The following is an 18,415-nucleotide window of genomic DNA, read 5'->3' as shown; positions in this document are numbered from 1 at the left end:
CGCCCGTGCCGGGCGGTACGGGCGCCACGGTGGTCAGGACTGGCCGAGGCGCAGCTGGTGGACGCGCTCGAAGGTGTAGGTGTTCAGCTCCGGGCGTTGGCGTTCCCACACCAGCCACACGCTGGAGACGGTGGCCCGGGTGCGGATCGCGGGCCGGATGCTCTTGCCGATCTCGGAGGCGAACTGGTCGGACCGGGTCGCAAGTTCGGGGGTGTCGCTGTCCTGGTTCCCGTAGCCGCACGACATGTGGCTCCAGAAGTGCTCCTCGGCCGGCGGGAGGTCCAGTCCGGCGGCGAGCAGGCCGTTGCGGACGCGGTGGTTGAGTTCCGCCGGTCCGTCCTCGGGCCAGATCTCCACGATGCCCGCCGACCCGGATGCGCGGGCCGGGCCGATCTGGATGTCGAACGGGGCCATGCCGTCGAGTTCTGCCTGGACCGCGGCCGCGGCGACGGCCAGCTGCTCGCTGTCCACGCGGACACCGAGGGTGGTGAGCGGTCGGATGGATTGGATCGTCATGTGCAGGTTCTCGTCCGCGATCGGGGTGATCACGTCCGGGAACCGGGCGACGACCTCGCGCAGGCGCCCGAAGTACTCGATGACGTGCGGGTCGTCCTGCGGCAGCCACAGCACGTGCGGCTTGATCCAGTCCTCGGCCGGTCCGCCTTCGCTGCCCCACAGCCGCTTGGGGCCCATGAATTTTCGCATCACCGCTCCTTGGAGATCTTGGCAGGGTCGAAGTCGCAGACCACGGGCAGGTGGTCGGACGCCTCCTCGGCGGCCGGGCTCTGGTGGGTCCGGTAGCTGACGAGTGCCGGGGCCACCGGACGCGTGGCGAGGATGAGGTCGATACGGCGCGGGCCCCACGGGTCGGGGTCGCCCTGGCCGTCCTCCCAGTGCCCGACGGTCGGGTGCCACGGCGCCGCCAGGTGCGCGGCCGCGTCCACCATGAAGCCGCGCCGCAGCAGGGCCTCGCTCTGGCGCCGGTCCGCCAGCTGTTCGCCGCCGATCGTGCCCGGCAGCAGCTGGTATTCAAGGTCGTCGTGGTCCTGCTCGAGGTAGGGCTCCGCGTCGTAGTAGCGCGGCTCGCCGTCCGGGCCGGTGATCTCGGCAGCGGACAGGGCGTTGAAGTCGCCGATGGCAAATCCGGGCTTCGCGCCGCCGGCGGTGCGGAACGCCGACTTGAGGCGGAGGGATTCGGCTGCGCGCCAGTCTCCGCGGAAGGGGTCGCCGTGGTAGCAGCCGACGACGACCGGCTCCACCGCGCCGACGTCGAACGCCATGGTGGTGAACCCGTGCCAGAAGTCCGGGGCGCCGTACGGCCGGAACGTCCCCGGCACCGGGCGCGCCGCGGCCGGGTTCCACAGCAGCGCCGTGTACCAGCCGCGGTTGGCGTTGTTGGCCATCGCGGTGGGGCCCAGGGTGCCGTCGGCGCGCACCGTGGTGGCGCTGAGTCCGCATTCGGCGGCGAGCTGCTCAATGACCGCCGATGCCTGCGCCGCCCACTGCGACGCCGGCAGGGTCTCGTCCACGATGACTTCCTGGAGTCCGAGGATGTCCGGGGCGATCTCCTGGATGGCGGTGACGCGGGCCTTCCACGAGGCGGTTCCGACGAGGCTCGGTGAGAGCTTGTACGCGTTGAGGTTGGCGATGCGTTTGGTGAGCGGCACGTTCAACTCCTTGGGGCGGGGTGGCAGGGGTTCACCGTTGTGGTGGTCCCTGCCGGATGACTTCGACGTCGCGGTTCGTGACGGCGGCCGGGCGTACGACCGCAGTGGGGTGTTCAGTGCACGATGACGTCGACCCGGCGGTCCATGACCTCCACCAGGCCGCTGTACCGCCACAGGGAGTCCACGGGGAGGTGGTCGGAGAAGGCCCGGGTCGCCGCGTTGTCGATCGGCCCGGCAGTCAGCAGCGCGGGGATCAGCTCCGCCACGGCGTAGCCGCGGTCGATCGCCGACGCCGGGTCTTGGTCGCTGTCCTCGCCGTCCACCGGCTCGGCGCGCTGGTCGCGCTTGTCCGGCCCCCAGCCCGCGGTGGGCCCGTCCGCGCCCTTCTGCCCCAGCTCCTGCGCGGCCCACAGGCCGACATCGACCAGGCCGGCGTTGACCAGTTTCCGGTCAAAGACGTCGTCGGGGACGAACTCCCCGGCATCGGTCAGCCGCGAGCGGTTGGTGGCGAACGTCCGGTCACGGACGCTCTGCAGGTCCCGGGGGTGACGGTCCTTGCGGTAGGAGTTGAAGTCGTACTCCGCGTAGCCCAGTTCCCCGTGCTTGAAGACGGAGAGCACGAAGTCGGCCTCCACCGAGCGGATCGGCGCCGAGTAGTAGCAGGCGTGGCCGGCCAGCAGCAGCAGCCGGCGGTAGGACAGCGACCCGTCGGGCAGCCGCAGCCGCACCGCGATGTTCGCCGGCGCCTGGTGCGGCGCTCCGGGGTGCTGGTAGGTCCCCTCGTGGACGAACACGCCTCCGCGCTTCACGAAGATCACATTGTGCTTCGGGCGCCGCACGTGCGGGGTCAGCACGTTCTCGTACGCGTCCATCCCCAGCGCCTCGGCGACCACCTCGGCGTCCGAGGGTATGCCCTTGCCCGGATCGCCGGGCTGGGCCTCCTGCCAGAGGATGATCTCCGGCGCCGGGGTGAGGGACTTCATGAAGGCGATGGCTTCGTCACGGCGCCGGCCGTGCTGGACGTTGCAGCCCAGGATCCGGACCGTCTCCGGGATCGTGCTGGTCACGCTGGTGCTGGTGTCGGACACCGCTGCTCCTTTGGGTGAGGGGTGTTGCACGCCGGCCCGGGACGGGCCGCTCAGACTTGGCGATTCGCCGCAGCGCGGCCGAGGCCGGGCGGCGCGCGGGGGCCGCCCGCTGCGGGACGCTTGTCCTCACGCGGTGTCATGAGCGGCTGGCGGGTGCGGCCGTGGCGGCGGTGAGGAAGAAGGTGACCGCGTAGGTGAACCGGCCGCTGCGAACGGACTCGTCGAACTGGCCGGTGAACCGCTCGGCTTCGGCACTGGTGAGGTGTCCGTGTTCGGCTGCCGTGCGGGCCCAGGTCCGCAGCCCCAGGCAGTTGTCGGCCTCGCGCGGATCGCGCACGACGAGCGTTCTGGCCTCGGTGCTGACGTCGAGCAGGCCGTGGCGGCTGAGGAGGCCGGCGTGCCGGTGGGCGAGGGTGCCGTGACGCAGCTGGACGTCGGCCCGGAACCGCAGGACCCGGCGGGCCAGTTCCTGGTCGGCGATGTCGAGGACCTGGGTGTCGTATTCGGGGTCGGCGAGCGCGATCCGCCCGCCGGGGCGGATCACTCTCAGCATCTCCGCGAGGACCTGCTCCGGGTCGGCGACGTGCTGCACGACACGGTCGGCCCAGGCTCCGTCGAACGAGGCGTCACGGAAGGGCAGGCGGTGGGCGTCGGCGACTGTGACGTTCGCCAGCCCGCGGGCGCGTGCCTGGCCGGCCATCGTGGTCGAGTGGTCGATGGCCGCGACGGTGCTGCCGTATTCGCGGGCCATGGCCTGGGCGCCGTCGCCCGTCCCCGCCCCGACGTCGAGGAACCGGTCCCCGGGCCGGGCATGGAGCAGTTCGCGCAGGCGGGCCTTGTAGGCCGCGTAGAACGGGTGGTCGTCCAGCGTGTCGAGGACCTGGACGAACTCGGCGGGTCGGGGCTGCTGGTCGACCGCGGTGAAGCCGTGGGCTGCGGGCCTGCGCATCCTGAGTCTGCTCCTGCTGGGGGTGAGGTCGGGCGGTGGGCGTGGCGCGGGTGACGGTCAGCGGGGCTGCTCGCCCGGGCGGGCCGGCGCCGGGCGCAGGTCGATGCGCGTGAAGTACTCGCGGCCGATGATCCGCTCCCGGACGTCTGCGGGGAGGCGGGCGAGCAGGCCGGGAAGCGGCCGTTCCCGGTCAACCTGGCTTCGGTGGGCGCAGATGGCCGCCCACTTCGCGTCCAGCCACGGGCGCACGTCCGCGACCAGGTCGACGCTCTCGTCGGGCACGCTGAGCACCGCCTTGTCGACTTGGGTGAGGAGCGGGCCGAGGTCGGCTACGGCCGAGTGCGGGTGGGTCGCCAGGTGGAGCGCCGAAGGCCCCCAGGGGGCTCCGGCGTCCGGATAGAGGTGCTCGAGCCCGGCCGCAGTCGCGGCGAGCACGACGGCCCGGTGGCTGAGCCTGTGGTCCGGGTGACCGGTGAGTCCCCCGTACGCGTCGTGGGTGAGCACGATCTCGGGCCGGAACTCGCGGATCTGCCGTACGACGTCCTCTACCACGCGCTCCAGCGGCGCGTCGCAGAGCCGTGGGCCGGTGGAGGACTCCGGGACGCGGTGGTCGGCGTACCCCAGCATCCTCGGCTCTCCTGCTCCGAGGATCCGGACGGCGTCGGCCAGCTCGGCCGCGCGGTGGGTGCCGGGGGCCCAGGTGGCGGTGACTACCGCGGTGCGCGCTCCCGCTTGGGCGTGCTGGGCAAGGAATCCGCCGGCGACGAGGGACTCGTCGTCGGGGTGTCCGAACACGGCGAGCAGGCTGGGAAGGTGCGGCACAGCTACCTCCTGGAGCAGCGGGGGTGTCGACGTCCGGCGGCAAGCCGGGCGCTGGTGCAGGTCGTGGTCACAGGACGGGCGGGCGTCCGGCGGCGGTCAGGCGCCACACGGTGCGCCAGCTCATCGGTCGGCGCTCCTGGACGCGGCGGCCGGCCCACCCTTCGCGAAAGCCCCGCCAGGACTCGCGGGCGCCGCCGCCGCGCACCGCCCGCACCGCGGTGACAGCGGTCCACACCGCCAGGTACACAGGGATCAGCGGAGCGGGCAGGTTGCGGTAGGCCACCCACACCCGGTTGCGGGCGGCGAGCCGGTAGAACAGCGCATGCCGGGAGGGGCTGGTCAGCGGGTGGTGCATCCGGAGCCCGGCCGCGTACCAGCCGGTGTAGCCGCAGGCCCACAACCTCCAGCTGAGGTCGAACCCCTCGTGGTACAAGAACAGCTCATCGCACCAACCGTGGACCTGTTCGAAGGCGTCGCGGCGGACCAGAACGACACCTTCGGTCATGCTGGTGATCGTGCCGGGGCGTCCCGGGTCGCCGGCCCGCAGCCGCGGTACCCAGCGCCTGGGCGTGGTGGTGTCATCCGGACCGGTCAAGCGCGGCTGGACGTAGGCGGCGCCCGGGTGCTGGTCGGCTTCGGCGACCAGTTGGGCGAGCGTGTTGGGGTTCGTGAATTCGGCGTCGTTGTCCTGGAAGAACAGCCAGTCTGCCGGTCGTTCTGCTGCGGCGAGGGCGCGGGCTCCGGCGTTGCGGCCGCCGGGGATGCCGACGTTGTGCTCCAGAACGACTGTCAGGGCGCCCTCGGGCACGACCTCGGGTGTACAGCCGTTGCCCACGACACAGATCCGCAGATCGACGCCTTCCTGGGCGAGCAGGGTCTTCTGCGCGGCCTTCTCCTCCTCGGGACGGTCGTTCATGGTCAGCAGGACGACGTCGATGCTCGGCCTCATGTGGTTCCTCTGTCGGGCTGGAGCCCCGGATCTCTGCGCGGTCGCGGTCCGAGGCGAGTTGCAGCGGATGCTGGTGGCTGCTCAGATCGCCATCTGGGCGACCTCGTCAACGGTCTCTGCGCCTGGGGAGTCATCCGCTGACCACTGGAAGACGAGACGGCTGGCCGACTTGTCGAGGAGGTGGCCGGCGGGGAGGTCCGTGTCGGCCATCGCGGCAGGGTGGACGGTCAGCTGCGGGTAGCTGGTGCGGGCGTGCCGGTCCCAGGCGCGCACGGCGTCGGCCAGGCGTTGCGCGAGCGCCGGGCCTTCGGGACCGTAGGCGTGGGCCGTGAACTCGACGGTGCCCTCCGGTGCGGTGCCGGGGGCGACGGGGATGTAGGTGAGGTAGGCCAGCGACGCGTCGCCCAGGAGTGCCGGTGCGGGGAAGCTCGCCGGGAACTCGGCGACGCCAGTGTCCAGCGTCGAATCCCTGGCCAGGCGGCAGAAGCCGTACTGGTGCAGGACGCTGGCCAGGTAGATCTGCAGCGTCGCGAAGGACTCGCCACGCCCGACCGTCACCCCGGTGGACCGCTCGTACCGGGTGCCGCGCATGGCCTCCTCCAAGCCGGTGGCGTCACCGGCGGGACCGTCCTCGAACCGCAGGCGCAGTTCACCGCCGGCCAGCTCGGTCTGCAGCGCGGTGCGGGCGAGGGAACCGGCGTCGCGGATGAACCCGCAGTACGTCCAGTCGCGGGCCACGAGCGTGTCGCCGCGCCGCTGGAAGGCGATCGCCCTGGTGTAGCCGTGCAGTTCGAGGGGGACGACCAGGTGGCCGCCATCGGCGAGCTGCGAGAACCAGGCCGGGGCGATGTCCCAGGCGTTGTAGGTGACGATGATCGCGTCGAACCCACCCGGGGACAGGTGGCCGGCAGGCGCGCCGAGCGCGCCGTCGCCCTGGAGTGCCACGATGCCCGGGTTGCCGGTCTCGGCGGTAAACCGGCGGGTGCGGTGCACCACGTACGGGTCCAGGTCGACGGTGACGACCCGTCCGGTGGGGCCGACCAGGTGGGCGATCAGCGACGCGTTGTAGCCGCCCGCGCCGACCTCGAGCACTGCTGCGCCGGGGTGCAGCCGGGCGGTCTCGAGCATGTTCGCCTGCAGCCAGATCGCGGAGACGGAGCTCGTGGCCCGCTCGCCGTCGCGGCGGGTGACGACGGCCAGGTCGTCGTGGTAAGCGTCAGCGAGGTCTACCTCCGGCACGAAGCGGTGCCGGGGCACGATGCCCAGCACCTCGCGGACCTCGGCGGTCGGTGCCCAGCCGCCGTCGACGACGGCCCGGACCATGGCCTTGCGCCGGCGGGCGGCCTCCGGGGGCTCGCCGGGGACGGCCGGCGCCTGGGTGGTGCTCACGTGGGAGTGGACGGCGGGCAAAGAGGGGAGTACGCCCGGCCAGACGGCGTCCAGCGCGTGCGCGGCCGGGGTGAACACCGGGCCCAGGCAGCCCAGGCCGTTCACGTCGTGCCACTCCCAGCGCAGGAACAGGTCGGGCTCGGGGTTGTCGAGGGTGCCGCTGAACTGGCTGACCCGGACCACCGCGGTCGTGCGGGACACTCCGTTCGAGCTGTCGTTGAGCACGGTCAGCACGGTGGCATCGCCCTGGTCGGCGTGCAGGCCGGTCTCCTCGGCGAGTTCGCGGACGGCGGCCGCCTCGAAGCTCTCCCCTGTGGTGTTCTTGCCGCCGGGCAGTTCCCACATCCCGCGGTGCGACCACCCCAGCAGGACGCGGCCGCACTCGTCGGTGACGACCGCTAGGGCGGCGGTAGCCGGCGCACCGGTGAGCGGGCGCCGCCGTTCCACGGCGACGGTGTCCGCGCACGGGCCGCGCAGCACCAGCACGCCCAGGTTCCCGGCGTTCAGGCGCTGCACGCTCGTCCAGCCGCAGGTGAGCGCGGTGATCTCCTCCTCGTCCAGGGCGGTGGAGCGACGCTCTTCGGGAGTGTGGGCGGCCAGCGGGGTGATAACCAGCAGAGTGCCGCCCTCGCGCAGACGCCGGCCCAGCGCGTGCAGGACGCGCACCCGGTCCGAGATGAACGCCGCCACCAGACGCAGCACCACGAGGTCGTAGCGGTCGTCGCCGAGCGGTGCGGGGTCGTCGTGCTCGATGTCCAGGCGCAGCCACCGCACGCCGGTGGCGTCGGGGTGGGCGGTGCGGGCGCGTTCGAGGGCGGCGTCGGCGATGTCGACGGCGTCCACCTCGTAGCCGGCGGCCACGAGATGGGCGGCGAGCTCCCCGCTGCCGCAGCCGACGTCAAGCGCCCGGGCGCCGCTGTCCGGTGCGGGGGCGTGTTCGGCGAGCAGCGCCCGCTCGTCGTCGCCGAGGCGGCGGTACTGGATGCCGTCGGTGTGGAGCTGCTCCCAAAGTTCGGCCGGGACGGTGTGCACGGTGCTGGTCTCCTCGGGATGGTGGGGGCCGGTCGGTGGGTCAGGGGCGCTGCTGGGTCAGGGCGGTGGGCGCGAGGGGCCAGTAGACGAGCGCCTTGTCGTCGGCGATCTTGTAGCGGGGCCAGCACTGGCCTTCGGCGTCCTCGTGCTCGGCGAGGTCGATCGCGTCGACGACTGCCTGGGGGCCGTCGCTGCGGCAGGCCTTGGCCATCTCCGGCCACGAGTACAGCTCGTAGTCCTCGACGCCGGCTGCGGCGCCGTCGGTGGCGATCAGGATCGCGGCCAGCTCCTCGGCAGGCCAGGAGGCGGTGACCGCGTTCAGGCCCGCCTGCGAGAGGGCCTCGGCGATCCAGTACCCGTGCTGGCGGTTGACCACGGTCTGCTGGAAGCCGCGCAGTTCCTGGAGGAGCTCGCGGTGCCGCTCGCCGAATCCTCGGCCCTCCCGCAGCAGCCTGCGGTACTCGGCAACCTGCGGGCGGTCCCGCACCAGGGTGGCGAGCCGGTCGTCGCGCAGCTGGTGCACCGCGCCGTCGTGGCCGAGAGCGACGATGGGGCTGTCGCCGAGAACGGCGGCGTCGATGCGACCGGCCCGGTGGCGCACGATCGCCACGGTGGAGGCGGGTGAGGAACCGGGGGCGAGGTCGTGGTGGTGGGTGATGGTGGCAATCGCGGCGGCCAGGGCCTTGCGCAGGTCGATGTCCGGCTGCTGGGTGAGGAGTTCGGCCAGCGTCGTCCCGAGGATGTCGGCGTACCAGGCGCCGCGAGGCTCGTCGTCGGTGACGGTGGACACCCCGTCGAGGGCGATGACAGCGCTTTCGGTGGTGAAGACGCGGTCCTCGCTGGGGCGTCCGGTGCCGGCGCGTTCGCCTATCAGCACGGTGGCGCCGGCCACCGTGGCCGTGCAGGCCGTGCCAGGTGCTGCTTCGATCTGCATGCGGGTGGTCTTCCTGTGGGGTGTCGCGGTGGCGTGGTCAGGGACGGGTGCCGCGGAGGCGGGCCAGGGTGCGCCGGCCGCGTTCGACGACCTCCGGGTCGTCGTGGGACGTGCCGTAGGCGATGCCGCTGAGCGCGTCCAGGGCCTCCTCGCAGTCCAGCCGCTCGGCCTCCTCGGCGGTGAGCACGTCGCCGTAGCCGTCGAAGAAGGCCTGCCGCAGCGCGGGGCGGTGCGCCCATAGGTCGGCGAGGCGGACGAAGTCGCGGGTGCGGGGCCCGTACTCGGCGCGCTCGAAGTCGATGAGGGCGACCTCGTCCTGATCGTTCATGAGGGCGTTGCGCAGCTGCAGGTCGCCCATGGTCGGCACCTGGAGGGCCGGTGGGAGGAGCGTGAGCCGCTCGGCGCAGGTCCGGATGAGTTTCTCGTCGCCGTCGGTGAGGTGGGGACGGGCGGCGTTCAGGTGGCGGTCGAGCTTCTCGAGCGCTGCTGGCGGGTGGTCACCGGGGCGGACGGGGGCGCTGGTATGGAAGGCGCGTGCGAGCTGGCCCAGCTGCCGGTGGACGGCCAGTTCCTGTCGTGGGGTCAGGGGCAGTCCGTGCAGGAGGTGTCCGGGCAGTGCGGTGGTGACGACGGCCTGGAGGTCGGTGTCGGCGGCGACAAGGCGCGGTGCTCGATTGTGGAGGGCGCCGGTCCAGGTCCGGTAGGCGGTCACCTCGCGGTCGTGGAACTTGGGCGTGGGGTGCTGCTTGAGGTACCAGGTGCCGCCGCCTGGTCCGGTCAGACGCCAGACCCTGCTGGCCGGCCTGGTCCAGGAGGTGTCGGTGACCGCGGTGAGCGGGCCTACGGCGCGTTCGGCGAACGAGGCCAGAGCCGGTCCGAGGACGGCCGCCGGCCTCGGACCGGTCAGGGGCACCGGGCGCAGGCGATCGGGGCCGCCAGGGGTGTGGGCAATGGCGTCGGTCGGCTCCTGGAAGTGCAGTGCGACGTGCTGCCCGGCTCGGTAGGCGTCCAATCCTGCTCGGCAGTACGCCACCATGTCGTCCGGCAGGGCGGCCAGTGGGAACCAGTCGATCTGGCTGCACCGGTCCGGCTCCAGGATCCTCGGCGTGCCCGACCAGATGGTGGCTTCGAGGAACCAGCCGATTCGGGTCTGGCCGGCCGGGCTTCGGTGGTGCAGGACGACTGCGGCGCGCACGTCGGCCGGGTCGATCACGACGCCGATCTCCTCGGATGCCTCGCGGATCACCGCGGTCACCACGTCCTCGACCGCTTCGACGTGGCCCGAGGGGAGATGCAGGAGTCCCGTGGCGTAGGTGTCTCCGGCGCGGCGGGTGAGCAGGACGTCCTCGCCTCGGCGCAGGATCAGGTGTGCGTCGACGGGCGCTGCGTGGCGGGGCGGCCCGGATGGGGCCGGCTTCGAGCTCACGATGATGGACTCCTCGTGGTGACGGGCGGTCAGGGGCGGCGGGCGAGCAGGACGGTGAACTCGGCGTTCTCGGTGAGCCCGCCGGCCTCCGCGTGGCGATCCAGCAGCTCAAGGGCCTGGGTCTGGAAGGCGGCCAGCTGGTTGCCGAACAGGCGGTCGGCGGCGAAGGAGGTGCTGGACAGGTAGCCGAGCACCTGCTGCGGCGTCCACTGGCGCACCACCGGCAGGACATGCTCCTCGATCCGGGAGAACGGCGAGCCGGCGAGGACCTCTTCGCGGTGGCGCTGGGTGCGGGTATAGGTGCCCTCGGTGCCGGCGCGGCGCTCGGGCCCGAGGTAGGTCTGGATCAGCTCGCGCAGGGCGTCGGTCCAGGCCGACTGGGCGGTCCACAGGCTGCCCTCGCCCATGACCGCGAGGACCGCGTCCGGCGCGGTGACCCCGTCGAGCAGGTGCAGGACCCGCTCCTGGTTCATCCAGTGAAAGGCCCGCGAAATCGAAGCCAGGTTCGCCGCGTAGCTGGGGTAGGGGGCGGTGAACTCCTCGGCCGGGCAGTGGTGCACGCCCAGTGGCTTGTCGCGGAGGAGCGGGCGCAGCACCTGCTCCGCTTCGGCGATCATCTCCGCGTCGGGCTCGACGATGTCGACCCGCGCGAATGCTTGGTGCAGGGCGGCGGGGACCTGTCCGGTGCCGGTGCCCAGGTCAAGGAGCACCGGGCTGGGCGTGCCGCGCACGGTGTCGGTCAGAAGCGTGACGGCGGCCTCGGGCAGGCCAGGCCGGAAGGTGCGGTAGGCGTGCGCGGCGCCGGGGAAGAGGGACATGGTCATGGCTCCAGGTCGGCTCGGGCAGCTCGGTCCGGGCGGGATGAGAGGGGTCAGGGTGCGGGGGCGCCGGGCTCGGCGGCGGATTCCAGGGCGGGGGCAGACCGCGGCGGGAGTGCAGTCGCGGGGGCGGCGCCGGGGGCGGGCAGGGAGGTGAGGTGGCGGATCGGGGAGCGCCACAGCATCCACGCCGGGACGGCCAGCAGGCAGGTGATCGCCGTCAGGGTCGGGCGCAGGCCGATCGCGGCACCGGCAACGCCGGCCAGGAGCGCGGCCAGCGGGCGCAGGCCGAACGCCAGCCACATGCCGCTGGACTGGGCCCGGCCTTGCATCTCGGGCGGGGTGATCAGCTGGCGGATGCTGCGCAGCAGAGCGCCGCTGGCCACCGCGCAGCCGGTCTGGACGACCATCGCCGCCCCGATGGCCACCTGGCCCGTGGTGCCGGGGCGGGCCAGGAGCAGCGGGAGCTGGCAGAGGGGGGACAGGGCTAGGGCGGTGACGATGACGCGGCCGGGGCCGAAGCGGGCCGCCAGGTGGCGGCCGGTGATCCCGCCGATCGCTCCGCCGATCCCGCCCGCGCCCATGACCAGGCCCAGCACGGCGGGCGGCCAGCCGAGGGTGCGCAGCAGGAACAGGCTCCACAGCGCCGCGCAGGCGGCCATCGCGCTGGCGTTCACGGCGTTGGACAGCACGGCGGCGCGGACCAGCGGCGTGCGCAGGGTGTAGGCGAGGCCGGCGCGGATGTCGGCGACCATGCTTGTGCGCTGCTCGGGTTCGGTCCGGGCGGGCTCCGGCGTCTGGATGCGTAGCAGCAGCGTGGCGGAGAGCAGGTAGGAGAGGGAGTCGGCGGCGACGGCGCGGGCGGCGCCGAGGAGGCCGACCAGCAGGCCGCCCAGGTTCGAGCCGGCCGTGTCCGCCAGCGAGTTGCCGGTGCCCAGCCGGGCGTTGGCCTCCACCAGCCGGTGGTGCTCCACCAGTTGCGGCACGAAGGCGGTGGACGCCGTGCTGCCCAGGACCTGGAGGGAGGCGACCAGGAACGTCACCGTGTACAGCTGGACCAAGCTGGGCGTGGTAACCAGTGACTCCAGTGGCACGGTGGCCAGAACGGCCCCGCTGGCCAGCTCGCAGCCGATGACGATCGGCTGCTTGGGCCAGCGGTCGGCCAGCACGCCGGCGTGCAGGGTGAACAGCAGCGGGGGCAGGCGGCCGGCCACCGCCAGGCCGGCGACCTGCATGGTCGAGGCGTGCAGCTGCAGCGCGGCGACGACCGGAACGGCCACCAGCGTCACCCCGCTGCCGGCGATCGAGATCCCCTGCCCGAGGGCGTAGTTGCGGAAGTCCGGCTGCCGCCACAGCGTGCCTGGGCGGTCCGGCCGGCGGCCGGTGTCGGTGTGCCGACGGCGGGCCGGGAGCGCGGTCACCGGCCGTCCCGGATCAGGTCGAGGATCTCTGTGGTGGGCCGCACGTCGCCGAAGGACCGGTAGAGGGTCCGAAGGGTGGCGTTGTGGACCTCGTCGCTGCCGGCGGCCGTGCCGTCGGCTGCCACGATCACCCGCAGCCCCAGGGTGAAGGCGTCGCGCGCCGTCCCGGCCACGCACACGTCGGTGACGACCCCGCACACCAGGACGGTGTCGATGCCGCGCGGGGCCAGCAGGCCGGGCAGCGGGCTCAGGCCGGGGAAGAACGCGCTGGCCGCCTCCTTCTCCACGAGCAGGTCGCGGTCCTCGTCGACGGTGAACTGCGGCCACAGGCGCCCGGCGAGCGGGCCGCTGCCGCCGGAGGTGCGGAAGATCTCCACGACCTCGGGGCCGTAGAACTCCCTGCGGGCCGCGCTCGGCTCACTGGGGCCCGGCAGCACCCAGGCCGCCAGGCCGCCGGCCCGGCGCAGGGCATCGGCCAGTGCCTCGATCTGCGGGATGATGCCGCGCACGTACGGCCCGTCGAAGAACGGCACCATGTCGACCACCACCAACGCGGTGCGGACCGGGTCGAGCCGGGTGTAGGCGTGCCGGCGTCCCCGGCGCTGCTCCTGGCGGGCGTACTCGCGCTCCGGGATCACCCAGTCGTGCACCTGGGACGGCGCTTCCGCCGCCGGTTGGGCGCTCACGCGCGCCTCGCTGCGCCCACGGCCTGGCTGGCCATCAGGACCGACACCACGGCCCCGGACAGCAGGAGCCGGCCGTCCATCGCGGCGGCCACCGCCTCCTCGAGCGGCCACCACTCTACGGTCATGCCCGTCTCGGCGCCGGTCAGTTCCTGCTCACCGACCGTCAGGTCCCGGGCGAGGAACATGTGCAGGTGTGCGGTGGACTTGGTCATCAGCGCGATCCGGCCGAGCGGGCTCCACGCGGCGGCCGTGATGCCGGACTCCTCCTTGAGCTCGCGGCGGGCGCCCTTCAGCGGGTCCTCGCCCGGGTCCAGCTTCCCGCCGGGCGGGGTGAGGACCTCGTCGTGGAGGTAGGAGCGGTAGCGGACCATGGCGATCCGGCCCTGGTCGTCCATCGCAACGGTCAACGCCGCGTCGACCCGGGCCTGGTGGAACTCGAAGAACCCTTCGGTGCCGTCGGGCTGGGTCACCGTGTCGCGGTGGATCAGGTACGAGTCGGTGTCCAGCAGGGTCGCTCGGTCGTGCTGCTGCCACGGCAGCGGCACGGCTGGCTGGCGGGTGACGGTCGGTGCGGCGTTCATGGGCGGGCTCCTTCGGGCTGGCTGCTGGTGAGCAGCGGGAGGTAGTGCTGCAGGTAGGGCGGGACGTGGAGGCCGAGCACCTCGTCCAGGGGGACCATGCGCAGCGCCTGGCCCTCGTCGCCGAGCTGGAGGTCGTTCTCGGAGCCGGTCCAGGTCGCGTGCTGGACGCGGGTGAGCGGGAGACCGTGGTCGGGGAGGGGGTCAGGGAGGGTCCGCAACCCGGTAATCTCGATCCCGGCCTCCTCGCGGACTTCGCGCACCGCGCTCTCCTCGGCGCTCTCGTCGCCCTCGCGCCAGCCGCCGGGCGGAGTCCAGTAGCCGGGCCAGGGGCCGGGGCCGGTGTCGCGCAGGTGCATCAGCAGCCGGCCCGCCGGGTCGGTGACGAGGACCAGGACACCTTCGAAGTCGTCGTCCGGACGGGCGGGGCGCTCCAGGTAGAGCGGGTGTCCGCACCGGTGGGCGCGCAGGATCTGCCGCAGCCGCTGGTAGTGGTCCAGGTCCATGTGGTGGCGCCAGTCGTGGGCCGTTTCGAACCGGAACTCGGTGTGCTCGGTGGGGTCGAGGCGGATGCGGGCCTGCTGTTCGGCGGTCAGGGTGCCGCCGTCGAAGACGTGGCCTGCCACGGGCACCGGGTAGTCGGCGTCGGCCTGGGTGTGGATCACGGCGACCAGGCGGCGGCGGAGCACCTGCGGGTTCTCCGCGGCCAGATCCAGGCCCAGCTCTTCGCGGGCCTCTCGCACCGCGGCGTCGAAGGGGGACTCGCCGTTCTCGACCATCCCGCCGGGGAAGTCCCAGACGGCCGGGTCGGTGGCCGACCGCATCCCGAGGATCCGGCCGGCGGGGTTGGTGACGAGGAAGGAGCCGTAGGTGGCGGGTCGGGCGATGGTGGTGAGGTGGCCGCTGACGGGCCGCCAGCCGGGGACGGCGAGGCGGTCGGCCAGCCAGGTGATGACCTGGCGCTGCCCGTCGCCAGTGTGCGGCAGCGCCTCGGGCCGAGCCCACTGCTGGCCGTCGTGGTCATCCGACAGGACCGCCGCCGTGCCGTCCGCGACGACCGTGGTGAACACGAACTGCCGCACCTGGAGGCCGTTGTGGTTGGTGAAGTCCAGGGTGCGCGCGTACTCCAGATGCAGGCCCGTGAGGCCGGTCTCCTCGGCCAGCTCGCGCGCCGCGCCGGCCTCGATGTCCTCGTCGCCCTCCCGGCCGCCGCCCGGGTACTCCCACAGACCGGGCAGGACGTCGTGGGCTGCCCGCCGGATCAGCAGGACCCGGCCCGAGCGGTCGCGGACCACGACGCCGACCCCGAAGCGTTCGATTCCTTCGCGGCCGGCGGAAGCCGTCAGCACCTCGAAGTCGATCATTCGTAGAGCCCCTCTTCCTGGAAGGTGAGCACAGCGCGACCCAGCGCCGTCACGTCGCACGACAGCGTCAATGACCGTGTTTTTACACGGGAGTTGATGCCTCATCGGCAACGATGGCCAGGCTGGAGATCCTGCCGCTGTTCGAGTCGTCCGATCAAGCCAGGCGGTTCCCGGCGAGCCCGGGTCGAAGGCGGACTTTTCGATTTCACGTGCCTTCGGGCCCCCTCCGCTCCGGGCTGCGGCGGAAGGCGGTGTGACTGCTCGTGCTACTTGGCGAACGCTCATTGCTGTTGGCGAAGCCGCCGAGAAGACCGCCTGATCTGCGATTTCCCCGAGCGAGCGCCCGGCTTCAGCCCCAGATTCGCCAACCATCGTGAGCAAGCCCCGCCAACTGCCGTGAGCAGAATTGCTTTGACCTGCAAGGACTCCGGAGACGACTCGCCATCTAGCACGAGCGGTCACAGGCGGATCAGCGAGCGGGAGCCGGCCGGTCACGGCTCTTCAATCGGGGGGCGGTCGGGCGGCGGGAACGGGAAGATGCCGGTGGCGTCGAGGCGGACCAGGCAGGTGTACACCCGGCCGTCCGGGTGGAAGACGCGCCGCGAGAGGAAGACGCGGTCGCCGCCGTCCGGGACGCTGACGCCCTCCTCGACGACCGGGCGGCCGGTCGTCAGCGCCTTCAGGTACTGGTCGGTGTCACCGTCGCTCTGCTGCCGGGGTTCGGGCAGACGGCTGTGTCGGCCTGCCATGGTCATGGCCTTCCTGGCCGGCGGCCCCGGCCCGGAGCGCGGGCGGTCATGCGTCCGCCCCGGACTCGGAAGCGGCGTCGGCACCGGGGCCTGTGCTCCGGTCGATCTCCACGACGGTGCCGCACTCCAGGGCCCGAAGGCCTGCGGCCACGCGGTCGGCGAGCACCGCCGGCAGCGCCTCCTGGGCGTCCTTCGGCGGCAGCCACCGGGCCGCGCGGATCTCCCCGTCCGCAAAGCGCAGCGCCCTGACCTGGGCGGGGTCCAGCGGTTCGGCGTCGTAGACGTGGCAGGTCAGGGCGCGGCCGTGCCGGGCCAGGCTGGCCGGGTTGCTGTCGGAGACCAGCAGCCGGCCGACCGGCACGCGCAGGCCGAGCTCTTCGGCGAGTTCGCGGGCGGCCGCCTGGCGCGGTGTCTCGTGGGCCTCCACCATGCCGCCGGGCAGCTCCAGGTGGTCCTTGTATTGCGGATTGAGGACCAGGATCCGGCCTTCGCCGTCCCGCACGAGCACGGTGGCTGCGGCCATCGGCGCCGGCAGCTGCCGGTAGTAGTCGAGCCCGTCCCGCAGGAGGCGGCGTCCGTCGCGCAGTACCGCGGTGTGCGCGCCGCGCTCCGCCCGCGATGCCTCGGCCAGGCGGGCGGCGACCGGGGCTGCGAGCAGCCGCATCGCCTCCTGCTCGGTGGCGAAGCGGGCCTCGCGGATCTCGCTGCGCTGCAGCGGCACGCGCTCGACGTCGACGGGCGATCTGGGGTGGGCGGCGTAGACCAGGGCCAGGATGGTGCGGCCCCACCGGTCGGACGGCACGGTGTCGTGGACGAGGAGCCTGCCGATCTCGGCGTGCAGGCCCAGTTCCTCCCGCAGCTCCCGGGTGAGGCCGTCGACGGGCTCCTCGTCGTCGAGCATGCCGCCGGGCAGGTCCCAGCCGTCCTTGTACACGGGGTCGACGATCAGGACCCGGCCCTGGGCGTCGCGGATCAGAGCGTCCGCGGCCGCGGCGGGTGCGGCGTGCGCGGCCAGGTAGCGCACCAGGTCGGGGTCCGGCTCGGCGGTGTCGGTCACGGCTCTCCTGGGTTCGGGCGGGCGGTCAGCGGGCGACGTAGGCGGGGACGCCGGTGCGGAGCGCGTCGAGGACGGCGAGCGTCAGGTCGTGTGCGTGCGGGTCGGCCAGCTGCTTGAGCCCGGCTTCGGAGACGGTGACGACCTCGTCGTGCTCGTCCGGGTTGAGGCGGATCGCGGCGAGCTGCGCCGGGGTGAGGCTCCCGCCGGAGAACACGAATCCGACCTTGGTCGGCCAGCCGGCGCGGGGCTGCTCGACGACCGTGGCCACCAGCGGCAGCAGTTCCGCGGCGGGGGCCAGGCGGATGCCGGTCTCCTCCCAGGTCTCGCGCACCGCCGTGTGCAGCGGGGTGGGGTCGGTGAACTCGGCGTCTCCGCCCGGGTATTGCAGGCCCTTGAGTCGGTTGGTAGAGCGCAGCAGGACCGCCTCACCTGCGGTGGTGGTGAAGAAGAGCCCGGCCCACAGCGGTGCTGCCGGGATACCGGTCAGGTAGGCGGGCAGGGGCTGGTAGCCAGCGAAGGGCTTGGGCTGGGCGGCGTGGCGGGCGATCAGGTCCCGCTCGTGGCCGGCGAGCCGATCGGGCAGATCGGCGGGCAGCACCCACTGGTGGGCGTCGTGCTCGGCGCTGAGGACGACGTCCTGCTCGTGGTCGAGGGTGGCGGCGAAGGCGAACTCGCGCACCCGCAGCCCGCGAGAGTTGTCGTAGTCGCTGTGGCCGAGGTAGGCGGTGACCCGCGCCCCGGTGATACCGGTCTCCTCGCCGAGTTCGCGCCGGGCGGCGTCCAGCACGCTCTCGCCGTCCTCGATGGCGCCGCCGGGCAGCTCCCACAGCCCGCCCAGCAGCGTGGTGGCCGCGCGGCGTACGAGCAGCAGTTCGCCGCGGCGGTTGACGAGCAGCACCGATGAGGCCGGGCGCTGGATGCCGGCGGCTACAGCGTCGGCGAGCAGGTCGAAGGGCGGTTGCTGGTCGATGTCGGTCACGGGGCGCTCCAGGTCAGCGGGGCCGGGCTCGCCACGTTGGCGTAGCCGAGCGAGCGGTACAGGGCCGCGGCCTCCGGGGAGGCGGTGAGGTTGATCTGACCGCAGCCACTGGCGGTGAGCCAGTTGTGCACGGCCGCGACGACGAGCCGGGCGTGGCCCTGGCGGCGGTGGCCGGGGTCGGTGGCCACCGAGGCGATGTGCCCGACGTACGGGCCTTGACCGGGCCGGGGCATGCGGTCGGTGTACTGGCCGACCGCGCAGGACAGCAGCCTGCCCACGCCAGCGTCGATGACGAACGCGGCGAACCGCTGGTCGCCTGCGAGGCGGTCGGCGAACCACCGCTCGCACTCAAGACTCCAGGGCTTCGGTGGGACAACGCCGGCGGAGGCGAGCATGACCAGGCGCAGCTGGGTGAGTTCGGCGGCGTCGGATGGCAGGGCCCGGCGTAGGCGGGCCGTGGGTGCGGTGTGCTTCACGGGGCGGTGTCCTCTCGTCGGACGGCGGTGA

Annotated in this window: 18 protein-coding genes; all 18 read right to left on the bottom strand. The window is 72.9% G+C overall.

Translation table 11 applies throughout. The features are described from left to right. Window positions 1-33: 33 nt before the first annotated feature. The 18 genes from ABD369_RS22065 to ABD369_RS21980 all read right to left on the bottom strand — a co-directional run bounded on the left by ABD369_RS22065 (window position 34) and on the right by ABD369_RS21980 (window position 18,384). A complete protein-coding gene (locus tag ABD369_RS22065; protein ID WP_344638218.1) occupies window positions 34-705 on the bottom strand; it encodes a 2'-5' RNA ligase family protein in 672 nt (223 codons plus the stop codon). Continuing rightward, window positions 705-1,667: an endonuclease/exonuclease/phosphatase family protein gene (locus tag ABD369_RS22060; protein WP_344638217.1), complete on the bottom strand. Its 963-nt coding sequence runs from the start codon at window positions 1,665-1,667 to the stop codon at window positions 705-707. The genes ABD369_RS22065 and ABD369_RS22060 overlap by 1 nt, the downstream gene beginning before the upstream one ends. A 113-nt stretch (window positions 1,668-1,780) precedes the next feature. After that, complete coding sequence (locus ABD369_RS22055; protein WP_344638216.1) at window positions 1,781-2,755, bottom strand: hypothetical protein; 975 nt, start codon at window positions 2,753-2,755, stop codon at window positions 1,781-1,783. A gap of 136 nt (window positions 2,756-2,891) precedes the next feature. Beyond that, window positions 2,892-3,704: a methyltransferase domain-containing protein gene (locus ABD369_RS22050; RefSeq protein ID WP_344638215.1), complete on the bottom strand. Its 813-nt coding sequence runs from the start codon at window positions 3,702-3,704 to the stop codon at window positions 2,892-2,894. A 57-nt stretch (window positions 3,705-3,761) separates the two neighbouring features. Further along, on the bottom strand, window positions 3,762-4,526 hold the full coding sequence (locus ABD369_RS22045) for a PIG-L deacetylase family protein (RefSeq protein ID WP_344638214.1): 765 nt from the start codon (window positions 4,524-4,526) through the stop codon (window positions 3,762-3,764). Window positions 4,527-4,593: 67 nt separating this feature from the next. After that, window positions 4,594-5,475, bottom strand: coding sequence for a glycosyltransferase family 2 protein (locus tag ABD369_RS22040; RefSeq protein WP_344638213.1), 882 nt, complete (start codon window positions 5,473-5,475; stop codon window positions 4,594-4,596). Window positions 5,476-5,556: 81 nt separating this feature from the next. Next, window positions 5,557-7,896 (bottom strand): methyltransferase, FxLD system, encoded by a 2,340-nt coding sequence (fxlM, locus tag ABD369_RS22035; protein ID WP_344638212.1) that lies wholly within the window; start codon window positions 7,894-7,896, stop codon window positions 5,557-5,559. A gap of 40 nt (window positions 7,897-7,936) precedes the next feature. After that, window positions 7,937-8,830: a protein phosphatase 2C domain-containing protein gene (locus ABD369_RS22030; RefSeq protein ID WP_344638211.1), complete on the bottom strand. Its 894-nt coding sequence runs from the start codon at window positions 8,828-8,830 to the stop codon at window positions 7,937-7,939. Window positions 8,831-8,867: 37 nt separating this feature from the next. Continuing rightward, window positions 8,868-10,256, bottom strand: a complete 1,389-nt coding sequence (locus ABD369_RS22025) for a phosphotransferase (protein WP_344638210.1) — start codon at window positions 10,254-10,256, stop codon at window positions 8,868-8,870. 29 nt (window positions 10,257-10,285) lie between these two features. After that, entirely contained in the window at window positions 10,286-11,074 is a 789-nt protein-coding gene (locus ABD369_RS22020; RefSeq protein ID WP_344638209.1) for a class I SAM-dependent methyltransferase, read from the bottom strand. A 53-nt stretch (window positions 11,075-11,127) separates the two neighbouring features. After that, window positions 11,128-12,495, bottom strand: a complete 1,368-nt coding sequence (locus ABD369_RS22015; RefSeq protein ID WP_344638208.1) for an MFS transporter — start codon at window positions 12,493-12,495, stop codon at window positions 11,128-11,130. Then, window positions 12,492-13,181, bottom strand: coding sequence for an isochorismatase family protein (locus tag ABD369_RS22010; RefSeq protein ID WP_344638207.1), 690 nt, complete (start codon window positions 13,179-13,181; stop codon window positions 12,492-12,494). The genes ABD369_RS22015 and ABD369_RS22010 overlap by 4 nt, the downstream gene beginning before the upstream one ends. Next, complete coding sequence (locus ABD369_RS22005) at window positions 13,178-13,762, bottom strand: NUDIX domain-containing protein (protein WP_344638206.1); 585 nt, start codon at window positions 13,760-13,762, stop codon at window positions 13,178-13,180. Before ABD369_RS22005 ends, ABD369_RS22010 begins: the two co-directional genes overlap by 4 nt. Further along, window positions 13,759-15,123 carry an NUDIX hydrolase gene (locus tag ABD369_RS22000; protein WP_344638205.1) on the bottom strand — a complete coding sequence of 455 codons (1,365 nt, stop codon included), beginning with the start codon at window positions 15,121-15,123 and terminating at the stop codon, window positions 13,759-13,761. The genes ABD369_RS22005 and ABD369_RS22000 overlap by 4 nt, the downstream gene beginning before the upstream one ends. A 491-nt stretch (window positions 15,124-15,614) precedes the next feature. Further along, window positions 15,615-15,872 carry a hypothetical protein gene (locus ABD369_RS21995; protein WP_344638204.1) on the bottom strand — a complete coding sequence of 86 codons (258 nt, stop codon included), beginning with the start codon at window positions 15,870-15,872 and terminating at the stop codon, window positions 15,615-15,617. Between the two features lie 46 nt (window positions 15,873-15,918). Then, the gene (locus ABD369_RS21990; RefSeq protein WP_344638203.1) at window positions 15,919-16,929 is read right to left on the bottom strand and encodes an NUDIX domain-containing protein; all 1,011 of its coding nucleotides are present in this window, start codon (window positions 16,927-16,929) and stop codon (window positions 15,919-15,921) included. A gap of 25 nt (window positions 16,930-16,954) precedes the next feature. Next, a complete protein-coding gene (locus tag ABD369_RS21985) occupies window positions 16,955-17,908 on the bottom strand; it encodes an NUDIX hydrolase (protein WP_344638202.1) in 954 nt (317 codons plus the stop codon). Beyond that, window positions 17,905-18,384 (bottom strand): GNAT family N-acetyltransferase, encoded by a 480-nt coding sequence (locus ABD369_RS21980; protein WP_344638201.1) that lies wholly within the window; start codon window positions 18,382-18,384, stop codon window positions 17,905-17,907. Before ABD369_RS21980 ends, ABD369_RS21985 begins: the two co-directional genes overlap by 4 nt. Window positions 18,385-18,415 lie beyond the last annotated feature (31 nt).

The sequence above is a fragment of the Kitasatospora cystarginea genome (assembly GCF_039533515.1).
Taxonomy (GTDB): Bacteria; Actinomycetota; Actinomycetes; order Streptomycetales; family Streptomycetaceae; genus Kitasatospora; species Kitasatospora cystarginea.
The sequence above is the reverse complement of the archived record's forward strand: the minus strand, read 5'-3'. Positions and strand labels throughout refer to the sequence as shown.

Excerpts from the sequence above, each read along its gene's own strand:
- ABD369_RS22005 (WP_344638206.1), bottom strand. The coding sequence starts at position 13,762 with ATGAACGCCGCACCGACCGTCACCCGCCAGCCAGCCGTGCCGCTGCCG.
- ABD369_RS21995 (WP_344638204.1), bottom strand. The coding sequence starts at position 15,872 with ATGGCAGGCCGACACAGCCGTCTGCCCGAACCCCGGCAGCAGAGCGAC.
- ABD369_RS22050 (WP_344638215.1), bottom strand. The coding sequence starts at position 3,704 with ATGCGCAGGCCCGCAGCCCACGGCTTCACCGCGGTCGACCAGCAGCCC.
- ABD369_RS22030 (WP_344638211.1), bottom strand. The coding sequence starts at position 8,830 with ATGCAGATCGAAGCAGCACCTGGCACGGCCTGCACGGCCACGGTGGCC.
- ABD369_RS22020 (WP_344638209.1), bottom strand. The coding sequence starts at position 11,074 with ATGTCCCTCTTCCCCGGCGCCGCGCACGCCTACCGCACCTTCCGGCCT.
- ABD369_RS22000 (WP_344638205.1), bottom strand. The coding sequence starts at position 15,123 with ATGATCGACTTCGAGGTGCTGACGGCTTCCGCCGGCCGCGAAGGAATC.
- ABD369_RS22065 (WP_344638218.1), bottom strand. The coding sequence starts at position 705 with ATGCGAAAATTCATGGGCCCCAAGCGGCTGTGGGGCAGCGAAGGCGGA.
- ABD369_RS22040 (WP_344638213.1), bottom strand. The coding sequence starts at position 5,475 with ATGAGGCCGAGCATCGACGTCGTCCTGCTGACCATGAACGACCGTCCC.